The sequence below is a fragment of the Spirillospora sp. NPDC029432 genome (genome assembly GCF_040703975.1).
Classification (GTDB): Bacteria; Actinomycetota; Actinomycetes; order Streptosporangiales; family Streptosporangiaceae; genus Spirillospora.
The window spans coordinates 14,159-35,323 of sequence record NZ_JBEZWH010000046.1; the positions used below are offsets into that span (position 1 = coordinate 14,159).

The 21,165-nt window shown below is 71.6% G+C and carries 15 protein-coding genes; 11 read left to right on the forward strand and 4 right to left on the reverse strand.

The genetic code is table 11. The annotated features are described in order from the left end of the window. Positions 1-128 precede the first annotated feature (128 nt). The gene (locus AB0881_RS28895) at positions 129-1,025 is read left to right on the forward strand and encodes a MurR/RpiR family transcriptional regulator (RefSeq protein ID WP_366621903.1); all 897 of its coding nucleotides are present in this window, start codon (positions 129-131) and stop codon (positions 1,023-1,025) included. Then, a complete protein-coding gene (locus AB0881_RS28900) occupies positions 1,022-1,918 on the forward strand; it encodes an N-acetylmuramic acid 6-phosphate etherase (protein WP_366621831.1) in 897 nt (298 codons plus the stop codon). Before AB0881_RS28895 ends, AB0881_RS28900 begins: the two co-directional genes overlap by 4 nt. A 9-nt stretch (positions 1,919-1,927) precedes the next feature. On the opposite strand, the gene AB0881_RS28905 is transcribed toward AB0881_RS28900, so the two are convergent. Further along, positions 1,928-3,124, reverse strand: coding sequence for an acyl-CoA dehydrogenase family protein (locus AB0881_RS28905; RefSeq protein ID WP_366621833.1), 1,197 nt, complete (start codon positions 3,122-3,124; stop codon positions 1,928-1,930). 60 nt (positions 3,125-3,184) lie between these two features. Here AB0881_RS28905 and AB0881_RS28910 point away from each other — a divergent pair, with 60 nt between their 5' ends. The 5 genes from AB0881_RS28910 to AB0881_RS28930 all read left to right on the forward strand — a co-directional run bounded on the left by AB0881_RS28910 (position 3,185) and on the right by AB0881_RS28930 (position 9,058). Next, positions 3,185-3,853, forward strand: a complete 669-nt coding sequence (locus AB0881_RS28910; RefSeq protein ID WP_366621835.1) for an HAD family phosphatase — start codon at positions 3,185-3,187, stop codon at positions 3,851-3,853. A gap of 102 nt (positions 3,854-3,955) precedes the next feature. Continuing rightward, a complete protein-coding gene (locus tag AB0881_RS28915) occupies positions 3,956-4,465 on the forward strand; it encodes a hypothetical protein (protein ID WP_366621837.1) in 510 nt (169 codons plus the stop codon). Between the two features lie 90 nt (positions 4,466-4,555). Then, on the forward strand, positions 4,556-6,187 hold the full coding sequence (gene pruA / locus AB0881_RS28920) for an L-glutamate gamma-semialdehyde dehydrogenase (RefSeq protein ID WP_366621838.1): 1,632 nt from the start codon (positions 4,556-4,558) through the stop codon (positions 6,185-6,187). Between the two features lie 126 nt (positions 6,188-6,313). Further along, positions 6,314-7,027: a haloacid dehalogenase-like hydrolase gene (locus AB0881_RS28925; protein ID WP_366621840.1), complete on the forward strand. Its 714-nt coding sequence runs from the start codon at positions 6,314-6,316 to the stop codon at positions 7,025-7,027. A gap of 63 nt (positions 7,028-7,090) precedes the next feature. Then, positions 7,091-9,058: an acetoacetate--CoA ligase gene (locus AB0881_RS28930; protein WP_366621841.1), complete on the forward strand. Its 1,968-nt coding sequence runs from the start codon at positions 7,091-7,093 to the stop codon at positions 9,056-9,058. Positions 9,059-9,078: 20 nt separating this feature from the next. Here the strand turns inward: AB0881_RS28930 and AB0881_RS28935 are convergent, their stop codons facing one another. Next, positions 9,079-9,693 carry a hypothetical protein gene (locus tag AB0881_RS28935; RefSeq protein WP_366621843.1) on the reverse strand — a complete coding sequence of 205 codons (615 nt, stop codon included), beginning with the start codon at positions 9,691-9,693 and terminating at the stop codon, positions 9,079-9,081. A 292-nt stretch (positions 9,694-9,985) separates the two neighbouring features. Between AB0881_RS28935 and AB0881_RS28940 the strand changes: the two genes are divergently transcribed. Next, on the forward strand, positions 9,986-11,659 hold the full coding sequence (locus tag AB0881_RS28940) for a serine/threonine-protein kinase (protein WP_366621845.1): 1,674 nt from the start codon (positions 9,986-9,988) through the stop codon (positions 11,657-11,659). Positions 11,660-11,852: 193 nt separating this feature from the next. Further along, positions 11,853-16,733 (forward strand): NAD-glutamate dehydrogenase, encoded by a 4,881-nt coding sequence (locus AB0881_RS28945; RefSeq protein WP_366621847.1) that lies wholly within the window; start codon positions 11,853-11,855, stop codon positions 16,731-16,733. A gap of 626 nt (positions 16,734-17,359) precedes the next feature. Here the strand turns inward: AB0881_RS28945 and prfB are convergent. Further along, on the reverse strand, positions 17,360-18,466 hold the full coding sequence (prfB, locus tag AB0881_RS28950; protein ID WP_366621849.1) for a peptide chain release factor 2: 1,107 nt from the start codon (positions 18,464-18,466) through the stop codon (positions 17,360-17,362). Positions 18,467-18,613: 147 nt separating this feature from the next. Here prfB and AB0881_RS28955 point away from each other — a divergent pair, with 147 nt between their 5' ends. Further along, complete coding sequence (locus AB0881_RS28955; protein ID WP_366621851.1) at positions 18,614-19,705, forward strand: hypothetical protein; 1,092 nt, start codon at positions 18,614-18,616, stop codon at positions 19,703-19,705. Between the two features lie 25 nt (positions 19,706-19,730). On the opposite strand, the gene AB0881_RS28960 is transcribed toward AB0881_RS28955, so the two are convergent. Further along, complete coding sequence (locus tag AB0881_RS28960; protein WP_366621853.1) at positions 19,731-19,913, reverse strand: hypothetical protein; 183 nt, start codon at positions 19,911-19,913, stop codon at positions 19,731-19,733. Positions 19,914-20,424: 511 nt separating this feature from the next. On the opposite strand from AB0881_RS28960, the gene ftsE reads away from it, so the two are divergent. Further along, positions 20,425-21,114 (forward strand): cell division ATP-binding protein FtsE, encoded by a 690-nt coding sequence (gene ftsE / locus AB0881_RS28965; RefSeq protein ID WP_366621855.1) that lies wholly within the window; start codon positions 20,425-20,427, stop codon positions 21,112-21,114. The last annotated feature ends 51 nt before the right edge of the window (positions 21,115-21,165 follow it).

Below are 21,165 nucleotides of genomic sequence, written 5' to 3' on the forward strand. Positions count from 1 at the left end.
AGCCCTTTCTACCGTTGACGTGACATCCTTCAAGTAAGAAAATTTCCTCCATGAGGAAACCCACCGGCTCCGAGCCGGGGAGCGCCGGGGAGGCCGGCTCGCTCAGGACGACGGCGCCGCCCGAGGTCGTGACCAGAGAGGCGACGCCGCTGAGCACCGTGGTCAGGGTCCGGTCCCTGCTGCCTTCACTGCCCCCCGCTGAGCGACGTGTCGCTCAACGCGTCATCGACGATCCCGAAGGGGTCGCCAACAGCACCATCACCGAACTCGCCCAGACCTGTGGCACCTCCGAGACCACCGTCATCAGGTTCTGCCGCGCGATCGGGTTTCATGGTTATCCAGAGCTGCGGCTGACCCTGGCCACCGAGGCGGGCCGGGCGCAGAGCGCGACCGGCGGCCGGGTCATCGGCAGCGACATCAGTCCGGACGACTCGCTCGAACAGATCGTGGAGAAGGTGACGTTCGCCGATGCCAGGGCCGTCGAGGAGACCGCGGCCCAGCTCGACATCAAGACGCTCGAACAGGTCGTGGACGCGCTGGTGGCCGCCGACCGGGTCGACGTCTACGGGGTCGGCGCCAGCGCCTTCGTCGCGGCCGACTTCCAGCAGAAACTGCACCGCATCGGCAGGGTCTGCTCCGCCTGGTCGGACGCGCACATCATGCTCACCAGCGCCGCGGTGCTGGGGAGCGGCGACGTCGCGATCGGGATCTCGCACACGGGCTCGACGGTGGAGACCATCGACGCGCTCGAGGTGGCCAAGAGCAAGGGGGTGACGACCGTAGCCCTGACCAACTTCCCCAAGTCGCCCATCGCCGAGGTGGCCGACCACATCCTCACCACGGCGGCCCGGGAGACGACGTTCCGCTCGGGCGCGACCGCCAGCCGGCTGGCGCAGCTGACGGTGGTCGACTGCGTGTTCGTCGGCGTGGCCCAGCGCACCTACGGATCCACACGGAAGGCACTGGAAGCGACCTTCGAGGCGGTCCGCGGCCGGACCGTACGACCCGACCGGAGGCGTCGGTGATCGACTGCGAACTGCCCACCGAGGGGCGCAACCCGCGCACCCTCGACGTCGACACGCTGCCCACCCTGGAGGTGCTGCGCCGGATCAACGCCGAGGACGCGACGGTGCCGCTGGTGGTGGCGTCCGTGCTGCCGGAGATCGCGGAGCTGGTCGACCTGGCGGTCGTCTCGCTGCGCGGCGGCGGCCGGGTGCACTACTTCGGCGCCGGCACCTCGGGCCGGCTCGCGGTGCTGGACGCGGCCGAGCTCCCGCCGACGTTCGGCATCTGGGGCCGGGTCGTGGCGCACAACGCCGGCGGCTTCGGCGCGCTGTCCCAGGCGGTCTCGGAGGTCGAGGACGACCACGAGCTCGGCGCCCGGGACGCGGCCGAGGTGCGCGCCGGCGACGTCGCGATCGGCATCGCCGCCAGCGGCCGCACCCCGTACGTGCTGGGCGCGCTGCGCGCGTCCGCGAAGGCCGGGGCGCGCACCGCGCTGATCAGCTGCAACCCGCACACCCCGCACGGCCGCGAGGTCGAGGTCCACATCCCGCTGGCCACCGGGCCCGAGGTGATCAGCGGGTCCACCCGGATGAAGGCCGGCACCGCGACGAAGCTGGTGCTCAACTCCTTCTCCACCACCCTGATGATCAAGATGGGCCGCACGTACTCCAACCTGATGGTGAGCGTGAACGCGCTCAACTCCAAGCTGCGCGCCCGGCTGGTGCGCATCCTCACCGAGGCGACCGGGATGGACTCCCTGTCGTGCGAGAACGCGCTGATCGAGGCCGGGGGGGACACCCGCGTGGCCCTGGTCTCGCTGCTCGGCGAGGTCCCGGCGGCGCACGCCACCCAGGTGCTGGAGGAGACCGACGGCGGGGTCCGGGAGGCCCTCCAGCGCCTGAGAACGGCGTGACCCCCGCGTTCAGCTGAGGTACGGGCGGAGCTCCTGGCGCGCGACGGTCCGGACGTGGACCTCGTCCGGGCCGTCGAACAGGCGCATCGCCCGTACCCAGGTGTACATCTGGGCCAGCGGCGTGTCGTCGCTGACCCCGGCGCCGCCGTGCACCTGGATCGCCCGGTCGATGACCTCGTGGGTGATCCGCGGCACGATCACCTTGATCGCCGCGATCTCGCTGCGGGCGCCCTTCGCCCCGTGCCTGTCGATCAGCCAGGCCGTCTTCAGCGTCATCAGCCGGGCCTGCTCGATCGCCATCCGGGACTCGGCGATCTGCTGCTGGACGACGCCCTGCCGGGCCAGCGGCTCGCCGAACGCGACCCGGTCCACGGCCCGCCGGCACATCAGCTCCAGCGCCCGCTCGGCCATGCCCAGCGCGCGCATGCAGTGGTGGATGCGGCCGGGCCCCAGCCGGGCCTGGGCGATCATGAACCCGTCGCCCTCGCCCGCGATCAGGTTCGCCGCGGGCACCCGGACGTCCTCGAACCGCAGCTCGGAGTGCCCGTGCTGGTCCTGGTAGCCGAACACGGGCAGGTGCCGGACGATCGTCAGCCCCGGCGTGTCGCGCGGCACGAGGATCTGCGACTGCCGCCGGTGCGCGGGCCCGTCCGGGTCGGTCTTGCCCATCACGATGAAGATCTTGCAGCGCTCGTCGGCGGCGCCGGTGATCCACCACTTCCGGCCGTTGATCACGTACTCGTCGCCGTCCCGGACGATCGAGGTGGTGATGTTGGTGGCGTCCGAGGAGGCCACGTCCGGCTCGGTCATCGCGAACGCGGACCGGATCTCGCCCTCCAGCAGCGGCTCCAGCCAGCGCTTCTTCTGCTCGTCGGTGCCGAACATGTGCAGCACCTCCATGTTCCCGGTGTCCGGGGCGGCGCAGTTGACCGCCTCGGGCGCCAGGTCCGGGGAGCGTCCGGTGATCTCGGCCAGCGTCGCGTACTCCAGGTTGGACAGGCCGGAGATGTCGGGCAGGAAGAGGTTCCACAGGCCCCGCTTCCGGGCCTCGGCCTTGAGTTCCTGGACGACCGGCGGCAGCGCGTGCTCGTCGTTGGCCGCGCGCCATTCCGCGTACACCGGCTCGGCCGGGTACACGTGCTCGTCCATGAACTCCAGCAGTCTCGCCTGGTAGTCCCGCGCCTTCTGGCTGAGTTCGAAGTCCATGGAGGCAGTGTCCCAGAACGCGATTCGGTGGGATTCGCTGGGATCGCCTACCATCTGCCCGTGACTGGGGACGCTGTGACCGCGAACGCCGTGAACGCCGTGAACGCCGTGATCACCGACTGGGGCGGCGTGCTGACCTCCCCCCTCAACCAGGCGGTCGACGTCTGGCTCGCCGCCGACGGCGTCGACGTCGCCCGCTACAAGGGCGTGATGCGCGCCTGGGTGAAGCAGGCCTACGACGGCTCGGGCGTGAACCCGATCCACGGCCTGGAGGACGGCACGCTGGAGGTGGCCGAGTTCGAGCGGCTGCTGGCCGCCGAGCTGCTCACCGTGGACGGCGCCCCGGTCCCCGCCGAGGGCCTGATCGCGCGGATGTTCCGCGCGTTCGAGCCGGTCGAGCCCATGTACGACGCGCTGCGCGCCGCCCGCGCCGCCGGCGCCCGCACCGCCCTGCTGTCCAACTCCTGGGGCAACGACTACCCGCGCGACCTGTGGAACGACCTCTTCGACGCCGTGGTGATCTCGTGCGAGGTCGGCATGCGCAAGCCCGACGAGCGGATCTTCCGGCACGCCGTCGAGCTGGTCGGGCTGCCGCCGGAGGAGTGCGTGTTCATCGACGACATCGAGCACAACTGCGCCGCCGCCGAGGCCGTCGGCATGAAGGCCGTCCACCACACCTCGGTCGACACGACGCTCGCCGAGCTGCGCGCTCTGGGCCTCGCGGTCTGAACGCCGCCCGGAGCGCCGGCGGAGGGAGGCGTCCGGACCGCGCCGGGGGGCCTCGGGGGGTCGTCCCCCCGGTCAGGGCCAGGGTCTGAGACTCTTTCCGTCATGCGCGTCTACGTTCCGTCCACGATCCCCGGCCTGGCCCGCGTCCACGAGGCGCGCGAGATCGGGCCCGCGCCCGTCACCGCGTACGCGGTGACCCCGGCGCTGCGCGAGTGGTACGCCGGCGGCGACCTGGAGGAGCTGGAGTACGCGGCGATGACCGCCGCCGCCCGCGCCTCGCTGGAGCTGCTCGCCGCGGACCCCGGGGCGCCGCGCCGCCGGGTCGTCCTGGCCGCCGAGGTCCCGGACGGCGCCGTCGAGTGGGCCCCCGGGCACGCCGGGCTGGAGAACGGCGAGCGGGCGCTCGTCCGGGTGACGGCGCCCATCGGATGGCGGAAGATCGCGTCCGGGCATGTCGACGACCCCGCTGCGGCCGGCGACGTGCGGGCCGCCGCGGAGGCGCTGCCCGCCGCCCGGGACGGCGACGACGACGCCCTGTTCACCGTGGACGGCGCCGAAGGCCACGAGCTCATGTGGTACGCCACGCAGGAGCTCCGCGACCTGCTCCCCTGAGCCCGCTTCCCGGGCGCCCGCTTCCCCGCCTCGCGGCTGGGTAGATCTGCTGGCATCGACGACGATGTCGGACTTCCAGGGAGCAGGCAGATGGACGCCGTCACGAACGTCCCCGTACCGGCGAACGAGCCCGTCAAGGCGTACGCGCCGGGCAGCCCCGAGCGGGCCGCGCTGGAGGCCAGGATCAAGGAGCTGGCCGGCGAGCGGACCGAGTTCACGATGACGATCGGCGGCGAGCGGCGGCTCGGCGGCGGCACCCCGATCGAGGTGGTGGAGCCGCACAACCACGGGCGCGTGCTCGGCACGATGGGCAACGCGACCGTCGCCGACGTGCAGGCCGCGATCGGCGCGGCGAAGGCGGCGGCGCCGGCCTGGCGGGCGATGCCGTTCGACGAGCGGGCCGCGATCCTGCTGCGCGCCGCCGACCTGCTGGCCGGCCCGTGGCGTGCCACGATCAACGCCGCGACGATCCTCGGCCAGTCGAAGTCGGTCCAGCAGGCCGAGATCGACGCCGCCTGCGAGCTGATCGACTTCTGGCGGTTCAACGTCGACTACGCCCGCCGGCTGTACGCCCAGCAGCCCCTCTCCTCGCCCGGCGTGTGGAACCGGATGGACTACCGGCCCCTGGAGGGCTTCGTGGTCGCGATCACCCCGTTCAACTTCACCGCCATCGCCGGGAACCTGCCGACCGCGCCCGCGCTGATGGGCAACGTGGTGGTCTGGAAGCCGTCGCCGACCCAGCAGCCGGCCGCCCACCACACGATGCGGCTGCTGGAGGCGGCCGGGCTGCCGCCCGGCGTGATCAACCTGGTCACCGGGGACGGCCGGGCGCTGTCGGAGGCCGCGATCCCGCACCCGGACCTGGCCGGGATCCACTTCACCGGCAGCACCGGCACGTTCCAGCACCTCTGGCGGACGGTCGGCGAGCACATCTCCACCTACCGCGGCTACCCGCGCGTGGTCGGCGAGACCGGCGGCAAGGACTTCGTCGTCGCGCACCCCTCCGCCGACCCCGCGGTGCTGAAGACGGCGCTGATCCGCGGCGCGTTCGAGTACCAGGGGCAGAAGTGCTCGGCCGCGTCCCGCGCGTACGTCCCGCGCTCGATCTGGAACCGGATGCGGGACGACTTCTGCGACGAGGTCGAGGCGCTGACCATGGGGAACGTGGCCGAGGACCTGTCGCTGTTCATGGGCGCCGTGATCGACGAGCGGGCGTTCGCGAAGCACCGGGCGGCCCTCGACCGGGCCCGCGGGATCGACTCGATGAAGGTCCTCGCGGGCGGCGGGCTGGACGACTCGGAGGGCTACTTCGTCCGGCCGACCGTGCTGGAGTCGTCCGACCCCGACGACGAGATCTTCGTCAAGGAGTACTTCGGCCCGATCGTCGGCGTGCACGTGTACGACGACGGCGACTGGGACTCGATGCTCACCCAGATGGAGGGCGTCGCCGAGTACGCGCTGACCGGCGCCGTCATCGCCCGCGACCGCGCCGCGATCGAGGCGGCGTCCGAGCGGCTGCGGTTCGCGGCCGGCAACTTCTACGTCAACGACAAGCCGACCGGGTCGATCGTGGGCCAGCAGCCGTTCGGCGGCGCCCGCGCCAGCGGCACCAACGACAAGGCCGGTTCGATCTTCAACCTGACCCGCTGGGCCAGCATGCGGGTGATCAAGGAGACGTTCGTCGCGCCGACCGACCACCGCTATCCCCACATGGGCCCCTGACCCCTGTCCTTGCCGCCAGAACGGTGCCGCGTCACACCCGCTTGCGGTATGCGCCGCCAGGCCCGACGATGAGTCCGCCCGTACGGACGCGTGCGGGCGCTTGCCCCGCGACCACGCAGGAAGAGGATGACGACGCTGAACCGCCTGGTGCTGTGGAACATCGATCACACGCTCGTGGACGTCGGACGGGTCACCCGGGAGGCCTACGCCGAGGCGTTCCAGCGGGTCATCGGGCGCCCGCTGGTGCGGCTGGCGCCGACGCCCGGCCGGACCGAGTCCGAGATCATCTTTGAGACGCTGGCGTTCAACGACGTCGTCACCACCGACGACCACCTGCCCGCGTTCACGGCGGCGCTGGCCGAGTCGTTCGCCGCGCGCCGCGCCGACCTGAAGGCGCACGGCAGGGTGCTGGCGGGCGCGCTGGAGGCGGTGTCGGCGATCGCCCGGCTGCCCGACACCGCGCAGTCGGTGCTCACCGGCTCGATCGAGCCGAACGCCGTGCTCAAGGTCACCGAGCTGGGCCTGGCCGGACGGCTCGACCTGGACGTCGGCGGCTACGAGAACGGCGTCTACAGCAAGGCGGCGCTGCTGGAGCTGGCGCGCACCCGGGCCGGCGAGAAGCACGCCGTCCGCTACCCCGAGAAGGCGACGGTGTACGTGGCCGACTCGCCGCGCGACGTGCAGGCCGCGCACATCGCCGGGTCGCCGATCATCGCGGTGGCGTCCGGCAGCGCGACCGAGGCCGAGCTGCGCTCCGCCGGGGCGGACGTGGTGCTGTCCACGCTCGCCGACACCGACGCCGTGGTGCGCGCGGTGCTGGAGCTCACTCAAGATCGCTGAGCTTGCGCAGGTCACCGGGTACGCCCGATGCTGGACGGGTACGGCCGGCGCGAGGGGAGAGACATGTCCAGTGATCATGGGGTGGCCGAGGGCGCGCTGCTGTGGGAGCCGTCGGAGGAGGTCGTCGCGAACGCGCGGGCGACCCACTTCATGCACTGGCTCTGGGACCGCGGCGTGCTGGCCGAGTCCTACGACGACCTCTGGCGCTGGTCGGTCACCGAGGTCGACGCCTTCTGGGACGCGATCTGGTCGTACTTCAAGGTGGCCGGCGAGCGCGGCGACGGGCCCGTCCGCACCGGCGGGCCGATGCCGGTGGACGGGCTGGAGTGGTTCCCCGGCGCGACCCTCAACTACGCGGAAAACGCGCTGCGGCGGGCTGCCGAGGCGCCCGGCGAGCCCGCGCTGATCTTCCGTTCGGAGGCCGGCGGGCACCGGGTGATCAACGGCCGGGAGCTGTGCATGCAGGTCGCCGAGGTCCGCGCCGGGCTGGCCCGGCGCGGCGTCGGCCGCGGCGACCGGGTCGCGGCGTACGTGCCGAACATCCCCGAGGCCGTGATCTGCTTCCTGGCGACCGCCTCGCTCGGCGCGATCTGGTCGTCCTGCTCGCCCGACTTCGGCTCCGCGTCGGTGATCGACAGGTTCGCGCAGATCGAGCCCAAGGTCCTGATCGCGGTGGACGGCTACGCCTACAACGGCAAGCGGTTCGACCGGCGCGGGATCGTCGCCGAGATCGAGGCCGCGCTGCCCACGCTGAACGCGACCGTCCTGATTCCGTACCTCGACCCGGCCGCCGTGCCGGACGGCCTGCGCGCCGGCGTCCCGTACGCGGAGCTGCCGGCCGGCGACCACGACGAGCTGGAGTTCGAGGCGGTCCCGTTCGACCACCCGCTGTGGGTGGTCTACTCGTCCGGCACGACCGGGCTGCCCAAGCCGATCGTGCACGGCCACGGCGGCGTGGTCCTCGAACACCTCAAGGCGCTGTCGTTCCACCAGGACCTCGGCCCCGGCGACGTGTTCTTCTGGTACACCACGACCGGCTGGATGATGTGGAACTACCTCGTCGGCGGCCTGCTGGTGGGCTCGACGGTCGTGCTGTACGACGGCGCCCCCGGCGACCTGTGGAAGATGGCCGCCGACACCGGCATCACGTACCTGGGCGTCGGCGCCCCGTACATCACCGCCTGCGCCAAGCAGGGCGAGCGGCCGGGCGAGCGGTACGACCTGTCCCGGCTGCGCGGCATCGGCTCCACCGGCTCGCCGCTGCCGCCCGAGGGCTTCGCCTGGGTGTACGAGGCCGTCGGCCGCGACCTGCTCCTCGGCTCCCTGTCGGGCGGCACGGACCTGTGCACCGGGTTCGTGGGGCCGTCCGTGCTGCTGCCCCTGCGCGCGGGCGTCCTCCAGGGCCGCGGCCTCGGCGCCAAGGTCGAGGCGTACGACGAGGCGGGCAAGCCCATGACCGACGAGGTCGGCGAGCTGGTGATCACCGAGCCGATGCCGTCCATGCCGGTCTTCTTCTGGAACGACCCGGACGGCGCCCGCTACCGCGAGTCGTACTTCGAGATGTATCCGGGCGTCTGGCGGCACGGCGACTGGATCAAGGTCCGGCCGGACGGCGGCTGCGTGATCTACGGCCGGTCCGACTCGACGCTCAACCGCGGCGGGATCCGGATGGGCACGTCCGACTTCTACCGGGTCGTGGAGGCGTTCCCGGAGATCGCCGACAGCCTGGTGATCGACACCGGCCGGCTGGGGCAGGAGGGCCGGCTGATCCTGTACGTCCAGCCGGCCGAGGGCGCCGAGCTGTCGGACGACCTGGTCGCCCGGCTCGGCCGCGAGCTGCGCTCGGCGCTGTCGCCGCGGCACGTGCCGGACGAGATCCACGCCGTGCCGGGCATCCCGCGGACGCTGTCGGGCAAGAAGCTGGAGGTCCCGGTCCGCAAGATCCTCCAGGGCACGCCGGTCGACCGCGCCGCCAACCGCGACTCCATGGCCAACCCGGAGGTCCTGGAGCACTTCCTGCCCAAGCAGTAAAGGCACGAAGGAGGGCCGCCTCAGGGCTTCTTGAGGCGGCCGTAGGCCAGGATGTCGCCGCGGCGGTACAGGCGCCGGACCCTGCCGCCGCCCAGCGGCTCCGTGCGGGCCGGCTCCGGCCACCCGGCCGGGGGACGCTTCGGATAGACGGTCACGCTCGTCTGCGCCAGGCCGAGCAGGCGCGCGGCGTCCGCGAGCGTGATCAGCTCGTCGGGATCGGCGGCCCCGCCGCCGCCGACGTCCTGCCGCCGCTCGTACGCGGCGTACCAGGCGCCCCACTCCGCCCGGTCCCAGTACAGCGCCTTCCCCGCCTGGTGGGCCGCCTCCGGATGCCCGTTGGCCTCCTTCTCGGCCCACAGCCGCTTCATGGCGTGCCTGCTCAGCCCGTGCTCGGCGGCCAGCTCGTCGCGGGTGGCGAGACCGGGCGGGGCCTTGGGCGCGGTACCGCGCGCCGCGTACCAGCGGTCCCACTCCTCGGCGTCCCAGGCGAGCTGCGCGCCGGCCGTCCCGGCGGGCTCGGGATGGCCGTTCGCGGACCGCTCCCGGAACCACTTCTCCAGCGTGCTGCGGCCGAGGCCGTACTCGGCCATGAGATCGGCCCGGGTGTACGCGCGGCGGCCGTCGACGGTGGTCATGGACCCATTTTCGCGGGAGGGCCGCGACACCCGCGAATGTTCCGGCCCGGCGGGGCGTGAGCTGGCATAATGTCGCCCGTTACCGGGTCTGGGCGGATCCGGCGTGCCGCCGCCCGAGATCTCAAGATCACCTCAAAGTGCCCGTAGGGGCGGCGCAGAGTCACAGCGCGACGTAAGGTTCCAGGCCCGGGTGAACTTCCCCCAGGTATGGGGCGTCACACAATCAAGGGACCGGTCTGCGCCAATCCGGGCATACGGTCCGCCGGGTCGAGCAGAGAGGGCGGTTCAGCGCATGGAGGTTGGGGCGCTGCGTTCCGGCGACCCGGAGCGGCTGGGGCCGTACGCCCTGATCGGCCGCGTCGGTGAGGGCGGCCAGGGGACCGTGTTCCTCGCCGCCGACGAGGACGGCGCGCAGGTGGCCCTCAAGCTCCTGCACAGCGAGCTGACCGCCGACGACAAGGCCCGCGCCCGCTTCCTGCGCGAGCTGGACGTCGCCAAGCGGGTGGCGCCGTTCTGCACCGCCCAGGTGATCGACGCCGACGCGACCGGCGACCGGCCGTACATCGTCAGCGAGTACGTGCCCGGGCCGTCGCTCAACCAGCTGGTCACCGAGCAGGGGCCGCTGGGCGGCGCGGCGCTGGAGCGGCTGGCCGTCGGGACCGCGACCGCGCTGGCCGCGATCCACCAGGCCGAGATCATCCACCGCGACTTCAAGCCGCACAACGTGCTGATCGGCGCCGACGGGCCGCGCGTGATCGACTTCGGGGTGGCCCGCGCGATCAGCGGCTCCACCACGCTGACCAGCAAGGTGATCGGGACGCCCTCGTACATGGCGCCCGAGCAGCTCCAGGGCGACGAGATCGGCACCCCCGCCGACGTGTTCTGCTGGGCCGCCACGCTGGCGTTCGCCGCGACCGGCGAGCCCCCGTTCGGCCAGGACACCATCCCCGCGGTGATCAACCGGATCCTGCACCAGGAGCCCGAGCTGGGCGACCTGGACGGCACCCTGCGCGAGCTGGTCCTCGACTGCCTGAGCAAGGACCCGGCCGACCGGCCCGATGCCCGCCGGCTGCTGATGCGGCTGCTGGGCCACGAGGAGCCCGGACCCGCCCGCGCTGCCGCGGCCGTCCCCGCCGCCCGCGCCGGCGACGCCCCCCTCGACGACGCCGACGCCACCTCGATCCTCGCCCAGGGCAGCGAGCTGGCGGCCGAGCTGGACGAGGAGGAGGCCCGCGCCGCCGCGACCGCCGTCCCGTCCCGGGCCGCGCGAGCCGCCGCACTCGCCGGGCCCGCCGCGGCCACCCAGGCCGTCGAGATCGCCCCCGGCGGCGACGACGGCTACGGCGACCACGACGACCCGTACGACCCGTACGGCGCGTACGAGCCGTCCCACGCGTCCCCTGAGCCCCAGGAGTACGGGGAGCCCCGCCCGGCCGGCGACCGGCCGCCGACCCCCGCGGAGTGGGCCGCGCACAACACCCTGCCCCCCGAGATGATCCGCCGGCGCGGCCCCGCCCGGCTGGCGGAGCTGTCCGGCCGCAACCGGATGGCCGCGCTGGCCGGCGCCGCCGCCCTGGTGGCGGCGATCGCGGTGGTCTCGGTGTTCCTCGCGCTCGGCGGCGACGAGACCGGCAAGCGCACCCAGCCGATCAGCAACTCGCAGGAGCCGATGCCGCCCGCGAGCTCGGACCCGAGCGTCCAGCCCACGGAGCCGGAGGTCGAGGCGCCGCGGCCGTCCGACACCGGGTACGGCTCGGCCACGCCCTCGCCGAGCGACTCGCTGTCGCCCTCGCCGTCCGTGTCGGTGACGCCCAGCGACCGGCCGACCACCCCGAAGCCGGGCACCACCAAGCCCACCGACCCCGCGGACCCGCCGACCGACCCGGAGGACCCGCCCACCGACCCCGAGGAGCCCCCGACCGACCCGGACCCGGGCACGGGCGGCGCCGGCGGCGGCAGCGGCTGAGCCGATGCCGCTCAGGCCGGCCGGAACGGCCCGCCCAGGGCCGCCACCACCGGTTTTCGTGAGCCTGACCATAAGAAAGGCACGCCGCCGAGGTACCCCCGCCGGTCGGCTTTGGGGGAATTCCTGGCTACGCTGGCGCAGTGAGCGGCGCCACAACGGAGTGGCGCAGGGTCATTAGGGGAGTTGTTGTTTGATGAGCGGCAAGCTCGACCAGGCCAAGGACGACCTGCTCCGGCGGGCGGCGGAGACGTGCGCGCAGCGGCCGGGGGCCCGCGGCGGCGGGGACGTTGAGGAGGCGGTCGAGTACCTCCGGCTCTACTACCGCAACGTCGCCCCCGAGGACCTGCTGGCGCGCGACCCGGCCGACGTCTGCGGGCCCGCGATGGCCCACCGGCTGCTGGGCGACGAGCGGCCGCAGGGGCGGGCCAAGGTGCGGGTCTTCACGCCCACGCTGGAGGAGAACGGCTGGGACCCCGGCCACACGGTCGTCCAGGTCGTGACCGACGACATGCCGTTCCTGGTCGACTCGGTGACGATGGAACTGGACCGGCACCAGTTCGCCATCCACCTGATCGTGCACCCGCTGCTGGGGGTGGACCGCGACGTGGCGGGCCAGCTCAAGGCGTTCCGGCCGAAACTGGCCAGCGGTGAGGACATCGACGAGTCCTGGATCCACATCGAGATCGACCGCACCGGCGAGCGCTCCCGGCTCGACGCCCTGGAGCGCGATCTGCTGCGGGTCCTCCAGGACGTCCGGGTGGCGGTCGAGGACGAGCCCAAGATGCGCTCGCGGGCCGGTGAGATCGCGCTGACCATCCGGGACGAGCCGCCGCCGCTGGCGGAGAAGGAGCTCGCCGAGGGCGTCGAGCTGCTCGACTGGCTGGCCGACGGGCACTTCACGTTCCTGGGGTACCGCGACTACACCCTGACCGACGACAAGACCGCGCTGCGGCCCGTCCCCGGGACCGGGCTCGGCGTGCTGCGCAACGACAAGCCCGAGTCCGACAGCTTCGCCGCGCTGCCGCCCGAGGTCCGCGACAAGGCCACCGAGAAGCACCTGCTCGTGCTGACCAAGGCCAACTCGCGCGCGACCGTCCACCGGCCCGCCTACCTCGACTACATCGGGGTCAAGAAGTTCGACGCGGCCGGCGAGGTCGTCGGCGAGCGCCGCTTCCTGGGCCTGTTCACGCACGTCGCGTACAGCGAGTCGATCTCCAACGTCCCGGTGCTCAAGCGCAAGCTGGCCGAGGTGCTGGAGCGCGCCGAGTTCACCGCCGACAGCTACGACGGCCAGGACCTGATCGAGATACTGGAGACCTACCCGCGCGACGAGCTGTTCCAGATCTCGGTCGACGACCTGCTGCCGATCGCGCTCGGCGTGCTGCGGCTGCGCGAGCGCCGCCAGCTCAAGCTGTTCCTGCGCAAGGACCTGTACGGCCGGTTCATGTCGTGCATGGTCTACCTGCCCCGGGACCGCTACACCACCAAGGTCCGGCTGAAGATCCAGGACATACTGCGCCAGGCGTTCGACGGCGTCACCGTGGACTACAGCGCCAACGTGACCGAGTCGGTGCTGGCCCGGCTGCACGTCGTCGTCCGCGGCGAGCGGGGCCGCCCGCTGCCCGACGTGGACGTGGAGGAGCTGGAGGCCCGGCTGGCCGCCGCCACCCGGTCCTGGGCCGACGACCTGTCCGACGCGATCGTCGAGCAGTGCGGCGAGGAGCGCTCGGGCGTGCTGGCCCGCCGCTACGGCGACGCGTTCCCCGAGGGGTACAAGGCCGACTTCCCGGCCCGTACCGCCGTGGCCGACCTCAAGCGGCTGGACGAGCTGGCCGAGGACGGCGACACCTCGATCAACCTGTACGAGCCGTACGGCGCCGGCCCCGGCGAGCGGCGGCTCAAGATCTACCGGCTGGGCGAGCCGATCTCGCTGTCCCGGGTGCTGCCGCTGCTGCAGAACATGGGCGTCGAGGTGATCGACGAGCGGCCGTACGAGATCTGCCCCAGAGCGGTTGCCGGGGGGTCTGGGGGATCGTCCCCCCAGAATGACGCGGCGGACGTCGGGCGGCGCTGGATCTACGACCTCGGGCTGCGCTACACGCCCCCGGCGGGCACCCCGGAGGAGGCCACCAAGGACCTCTTCCAGGACGCCTTCACCGCGCTGTGGCGCGGCGAGATCGAGAACGACGGCTTCAACGCCCTCGTCCTGCACGTCGGCCTCACCTGGCGGCAGGCGATGATCATGCGCGCGTACGCGCTGTACCTGCGGCAGACCGGCATCCGCTTCTCCAAGCGGTACGTCGAGCAGGTGCTGCTGCGCAACCCGTCGATCACCCGGCTGCTGATCCGGCTCTGGGAGAGCCGCCTCGACCCCGGCCTGGCCGGCGGCGAGGACGAGCGCAGCGCCGGGATCGCCGAGGAGCTGAACGGCGAGCTCGACGAGGTCGCCAGCCTCGACGAGGACCGCATCCTGCGCGCCTACCTGGACCTGATCAACGCGACGCTGCGCACCAACCACTACCAGCGCAAGCCGTACCTGTCGCTGAAGTTCGACCCGTCCCGGATCCCCGAGCTGCCCGAACCGCGGCCCACGTTCGAGATCTTCGTCTACTCGCCGCATGTCGAGGGCGTCCACCTGCGGTTCGGCTCGGTGGCGCGCGGCGGGCTGCGCTGGTCCGACCGGCGCGAGGACTTCCGCACCGAGATCCTCGGCCTGGTCAAGGCGCAGGCGGTCAAGAACACCGTGATCGTCCCGGCCGGCGCCAAGGGCGGCTTCGTCGGCAAGCAGCTCCCCGACCCGTCCGACCGGGAAGCCTTCATGAAGGCCGGGATCGCCTGCTACAAGGACTTCATCTCCGGCCTGCTGGACGTCACCGACAACCTCGTCGACGGCAAGGTCGTCCCGCCGCCCGACGTCGTCCGCCACGACGGCGACGACACCTACCTCGTCGTCGCCGCCGACAAGGGCACCGCCACGTTCTCCGACATCGCCAACGAGGTCGCCGCCTCCTACGGCTTCTGGCTCGGCGACGCGTTCGCCTCCGGCGGCTCCGTCGGCTACGACCACAAGGCCATGGGGATCACCGCCCGCGGCGCGTGGGAATCGGTCAAGTACCTGTTCCGCTCGCTCGGCAAGGACGTCCAGAACGAGGACTTCACCGCCGTCGGCATCGGCGACATGTCCGGCGACGTCTTCGGCAACGGGATGCTCCTGTCGCGGCACACCAAGCTGGTCGCCGCGTTCGACCACCGGCACGTCTTCATCGACCCCGACCCGGACCCCGCGCGCTCGTTCGCCGAACGCGAGCGGATGTTCGCCCTGCCCCGCTCGACCTGGGCCGACTACGACCCGTCGCTGATCTCCAAGGGCGGCGGCGTCTTCCCCCGCACGGCCAAGTCCATCCGGCTCACCCCCGAGATGCGGGCCGTGCTCGGCATCGCGCCCGACGTCAAGGCCATGACCCCGTACGAGCTGATCCACGCAGCCCTGTGCGCCCCCGTGGACCTGCTCTGGAACGGCGGCATCGGCACCTACGTCAAGGCGTCCACCGAGAACAACGCCGACGTCGGCGACAAGGCCAACGACCCCGTCCGCGCCGACGCGTCCGAGCTGCGCTGCCGCGTCATCGGCGAAGGCGGCAACCTCGGCCTCACCCAGCTCGGCCGCATCGAGTACGCCCGCGGCGGCGGCCTCGTCAACACCGACTTCATCGACAACTCGGCCGGAGTCGACACCTCCGACCACGAGGTCAACATCAAGATCCTGCTCGACCAGGTCGTCCGGGACGGCGAGCTGACCCGCAAGCAGCGCGACCACCTCCTCACCGAGATGACCGACGAGGTCGCCGGCCTCGTCCTGCGCGACAACTACGCGCAGAACGTCGTGCTCGCCGCCACCCGCGCGCAGGCCCCGTCCATGCTGCACGTGCACGCCCGCTACCTGCGCAAGATGGAGCGCGACGGCGAGATCAACCGCGCCCTGGAGGCGCTGCCCGACGACAAGGCCCTCGCCGAACGCCGCCAGGCCGGCCACGGCCTCACCGGCCCCGAGTTCTCCGTCCTCCTCGCGTACACGAAGCTGATCCTGGACGCCGAACTCGTGGAATCCGACCTGCCCGACGACCCCTACCTGGAGTCCTGGCTCGTCGACTACTTCCCCAGCCCGCTGCGCGAACGCTTCCGCTCCTACATGGACCGGCACCCGCTGCGCCGCGAGATCATCACCACCGCCGTGGTGAACGACGTCGTCAACAACAGCGGCATCACGTTCCGCTTCCGCGTGAACGAAGAGACCGGCGCCTCCTCGCCCGACATCGCCCGCGCCTACCTCGTCGCCCGCGAGGTCTTCGACATGCCCCGCTTCTGGCGGTCCGTCGAGAACCTCTCCCACCAGGTCGACGAATCCACCCAGATCAGGATGCTCCTGGAAGCCCGCAAGCTCACCGAACGCGGCGCCCGCTGGCTCCTCCACAACCGGCGGCCCCCGTTCGACATCCGGGAGAACATCGACTTCTTCTCCGGCGGCGCCGTCACCCTCGGCACCCGGCTGCCCAAACTCCTCGTCGGCCTCGACCTCGCCTCCTTCGAGGCCCGCCGCGACGAGTTCGCCGAACGCGGCGTCCCCGACGAACTCGCCGAACAGTGCGCCATGCTCGTCCCCGCGTACTCCACGTTCGACCTCGTCGGCATCGCCCACGACACCGGCCGCCCCGTCGAAGAGGTCGCCGAGGTCTACTTCGACCTCGCCGACCGCCTCCAGCTCTCCCGCCTCCGCGAACGCATCATCGCCCTCCCGCGCGACGACCGCTGGCGCTCCATGGCCCGCTCCGCCCTCCGCGACGACCTCTACGCCGCCCACGCCGCCCTCACCCGCGACGTCCTCGTCACCAGCGAACCCGGCACCCAGCCGGAACACCGCATGCTCCACTGGTCCGACAAGAACCGCACCGCCGTCAGCCGAGCCCAGCAGACCCTCTCCGAGATCTGGGAAAGCGACAGCTTCGACCTGGCGACCCTGTCAGTCGCCCTGGGTGCGATCCGCACCCTGGTAACCGCAAGCGCCCTGCCGAATTAGCCTGGGGTCCCAACCCCAGACCCCGGGCGCGGACGGGCGTGCCCCCTGCGCTCGCTGGCGCTCGCTTCGGGGGCGCGCCCGTCCGGGTGGGGGGCTGCCGCCCCCCACTCCCCCTGCCTGGGGGCTTCGCCCCCTTGCCCCCATCTCTGGGGGCTCCGCCCCTTGCCCCTGGGCCGGGGTTTGGGTCGTTGGTCATGGTGCGGGGGTGCGACTGGGGGAGTTGGGGGTCCGCCCCTTGCCCCGGGTGCGGGGCTGGGGTGGGTGGTTATGTGGCGGGGACATGGCCGACATTCGCCAGATAAAGATGTTCGTAGCGTGACCCGGTGGTCACGGTGCGAGGATGGATTGCGGTTCGGCCGGGTGCCGGGATCCACTTAAGTTGACCGCTGCGGTGGGGCACCGGCACCCGGCAGAGCCGACCAAACGACGACCGTCAGCCCGCCGACCTGCTCAAACACCACCGGCCGCCCCGGAACCGTGGGGGGGACGAGGGGGCGGAGCCCCCAGCCAGGGGGAGTGGGGGGCGGGAGCCCCCCACCGGAACGGGCGCCCCCGGAGCGAGCGCCAGCGAGCGCAGGGGGCGCGAACGGTCCGCCTGGGGGTATGGGGGGTGGCCCCCCAATAAACTACTGCTCCTGTTGGCGCATCCAGCGGATTTCTGCCTCGATGAATTCGTCGAGGTCGCCGTCCAGGACGGCGGTGGGGTTGCCGGCCTCTACGCCGGTGCGGAGGTCCTTCACGATCTGGTACGGGTGGAGGACGTAGTTGCGGATCTGGGTGCCCCAGCTGGTGGTGCCCTTGCCGCGCAGCTGCGCCATCTTCTCGGCTTCTTCCTGGCGCTTGCGTTCCAGGAGTTTGGCCTGCAGGACGTTCATCGCGGTGGCGCGGTTCTGGAGCTGGCTGCGCTCGTTCTGGCAGGAGACGACGATGCCGGTGGGGAGGTGGGTGATCCGGACGGCGGAGTCGGTGGTGTTGACGCCCTGGCCGCCGGGGCCGGAGGAGCGGTAGACGTCGACGCGGAGGTCGTTCTCGTCGATCTCGACGTGGTCGCTCTGCTCGACGACGGGGACGACGTCCAGGCCGGCGAACGAGGTCTGGCGGCGGCTGGCGTTGTCGAACGGCGAGATGCGGACGAGGCGGTGGGTGCCGTGCTCGCCGCGGAGGGTGCCGTAGGCGTAGGGGGCCTTCACCGTAAACGTGGTGGACTTGATCCCGGCCTCTTCGGCGTAGGACGTCTCGTAGATCTCGGTGGGGTAGCCGTGCCGTTCGGCCCAGCGCAGGTACATCCGCTGGAGCTGGAGGGCCCAGTCGGCCGCGTCGACGCCGCCGGCCTGGGCGTTGATGGTGACGAGCGCCTCGCGTTCGTCGTACTCGCCGGACATCAGCGTGCGGACTTCGAGCTGCTGGACGGCCTTGCCCAGCGCCTCCAGCTCGTCGTCGGCCTCCTTGCGGGTGTCCTCGTCGTCCATTTCGGCGGCCATCTCGTAGAGCGTGGCCGCGTCGTCGAGGCGCTGGCGGAGGCCTTCGACCTTGCCGAGTTCGCTTTCGAGGTAGGACAGGCGGCGCCCCACGGTCTGGGCGCGGTCCTGGTCGTTCCACAGGTCTGGGTCGGCGGACTGCTCGCGCAGCTCGGCGATGTCGCGCCGCATGCCGTCGAGGTCCAGCACCTGCTCGATGCCGGACAGTGTCGTGCCGAGCTCCTTGAGACGCTCTTCGGGATCGATGCCTGCCACACTCCGAGCTTATCGCCGTCCCGGTACTGCCCATGCGCGTGACCAATACGCTGTGGATGGCAGAATCTCGGGTCACCGTGGCGGAACGGATCCATATCGGGGGATCCGTGGCTCAGGTCCGGGGGAGAGGCGGGTTCGGGCGGCGTCATGAATACTGCGCGGAAATCCCTGTCGCTGGTGGTGGCGGCGCTGCTGGTGTTCGCGGCGGGGTGCGCCGGCGACGAGCCGGAGGCGCGGCCGACGACCGTGGTCACCGCCGCGGAGGAGAAGCCGGAGCCGGAGCCGCTGACGCTGGAGGTCGCCGAGCGCGAGTTCCGGACGTTCGTGACCAACGACGATGTGGCGCGGGCGGCGGGCGATGAGCGGCTCGCGCTGAACTGGGTGTCGGACGGCGAGTCGCCGCTGGTCGCCGCGGAGTACCGCAAGGCGGCCTTCGACGGCGATCCGGTGCGCCGCTACACCTATGGGAAGCCGAAGCTGTACGTGCCCAAGCTGGAGCCGGACGTGTTCCCGCAGTGGTTCGTGGCGTCGGTGCCGCGCAGCGTCCAGGGGGAGAAGAAGAGCGAGGAGACCGCCGTCATGGCGTTCATCCTGCGCTCGCCCGCGGACCACTGGACGCTGAGCCTGCAGGCCGAGCTGGACCCGAAGGCGAAGCTGCCGAAGATCCCGCTGGACGCGGCGGGGTACGCGACGGCGCTGACCACGGCGGACTCGTCGGTGCTGATCCGGCCGCGGGAGATGCCGGGGATCCACGCGACGCTGGTGTACGAGGGGCCCGACAGCGTGGCCGCGAAGGTGATGAGGTCGGGGCCGGTCACCACCGGTTACTACGAGCAGTTCCGCAAGGCCCGGCGGAAGGCGCGGCAGAAGGACCTGACGCTGACGCGGGTGCCGACCGCGACCCCGTACCCGATCTTCCAGTTGCGCACGGAGCACGGCGGCGGGCTGGTGCTGTACTCGCTGTACCGCAACAGCGTCACCGGGGTGAAGGACAAGGAGGACAGGACCGCCAAGCCGCCGATCCCGCCGGAGATCGCCCACCTGCTGGACGGGACGGTCGAGGGCAATGAGATCCATGCCTCGGAGGTCCTGCAGTTCGTGGCGTACGACCCGGCCCGTCCCGAAGAGGGCGACGGGGAGAAGGAGAAGGACGGCGCCGCGCATCCGGCCAAGGCCGAGGTGATCGCCGACGCGGGCGGGTACTACAAAGGTGTGACGCCGCCGGCGAAGAATCCCTGACCGGCGGCGCCGGGAGCGGCGGGGATCAGTAGGCGCGCTGCAGGATCATCGCGAGGAGGAACAGCGCGACGAGGCCCGCGAGCACCAGCGCCGGCGGGACGGACGGGCCGTGCCGGTGCATCTCGTCCCGGGCGTTCCGGCAGGTCGGGCAGCGGCCCTCGACCACCGGCCCCGAGCACCGGGCGCAGATCAGATGTTCGCAGCTCATGGGGCCGTCTCTCTCGATCGGGAACGGGCTGTCACACAGAACTTTAGGCGCGATTCCACAGCATTCCGCATGACCTGGCGGTAAAGTCCTGGACCAGCCCGGGCCCCGGGCGGGTCGAGGCGGTCACCTGACACCTCTACACTGCACCGGGACCGACTCGTACCGACGGGTTACCGGGGTCGGGACCGGAGCCCTTAGAGTCGACCGTCCGAGGCCGACGGGCCCGGACGTGTAGTCTCGCACCCGCCAGTGGAGGTGACCTATCAGCCGGAAGGGCGGCTGTATGATGCCGCCCCAGGCAGGTTGACGGACCTGGGCGCGGGCCCGCAGGAACCAGCCCCCGCCGGCCTTGCCCCCGCCCTTATCGGGCCGATGGGCAAGGGCTCACGAACCGCTACAGGAAAATTACAGTCCGCATCTCCGGGACGACAAGAGATATAGACGCGATTCCTCCCGTACGTGACCGCGCGGGTCCTTCGCAAGAATGGTGCTGAACCGCCGTGATGCAGCCGTGATCCACTTCGACAATGTCACCAAGGTCTACAAGACCCAGAACCGGCCGGCCCTCCAGCATGTGAACGTCGCCATCGAAAAGGGCGAGTTCCTGTTCCTGGTCGGCCCCTCCGGTTCCGGCAAGTCGACCTTCCTCCGCCTCATCCTCAAGGAGGAGCGGCCCTCCCAGGGGCACGTCCATGTGGCGGGCAAGGACCTGAGCAGGCTGAGCAACTGGAAGGTCCCGCACCTGCGGCGCAGGATCGGGTGCGTGTTCCAGGACTTCCGGCTGCTGCCCAACAAGAACGTGTTCGAGAACGTCGCGTTCGCCCTTGAGGTGATCGGCAAGCCGCGGCGCTTCATCGCCAAGGTCGTCCCCGAGGTGATCGACCTCGTCGGGCTGGAGGGCAAGGCCCACCGGATGCCGGACGAGCTCTCCGGTGGTGAGCAGCAGCGGGTGGCGATCGCGCGCGCGTTCGTCAACCGCCCGATGATCCTGCTGGCCGACGAGCCGACCGGGAACATCGACCCGGCCACCTCGATCGGCATCATGAAGGTGCTGGACCGGATCAACCGGACCGGCACCACCGTGGTCATGGCCACCCACGACGCCGCGATCGTCGACGCGTTCCGCAAGCGCGTCGTCGAGCTGGAGGACGGCCGGATCGTCCGCGACCAGTCCCGCGGTGTCTACGGCCAGGCCTACTGAACCGGCACCCGGCCGGCACCGGCATCTGAACCGACGGTCCGCCGCTGGGCG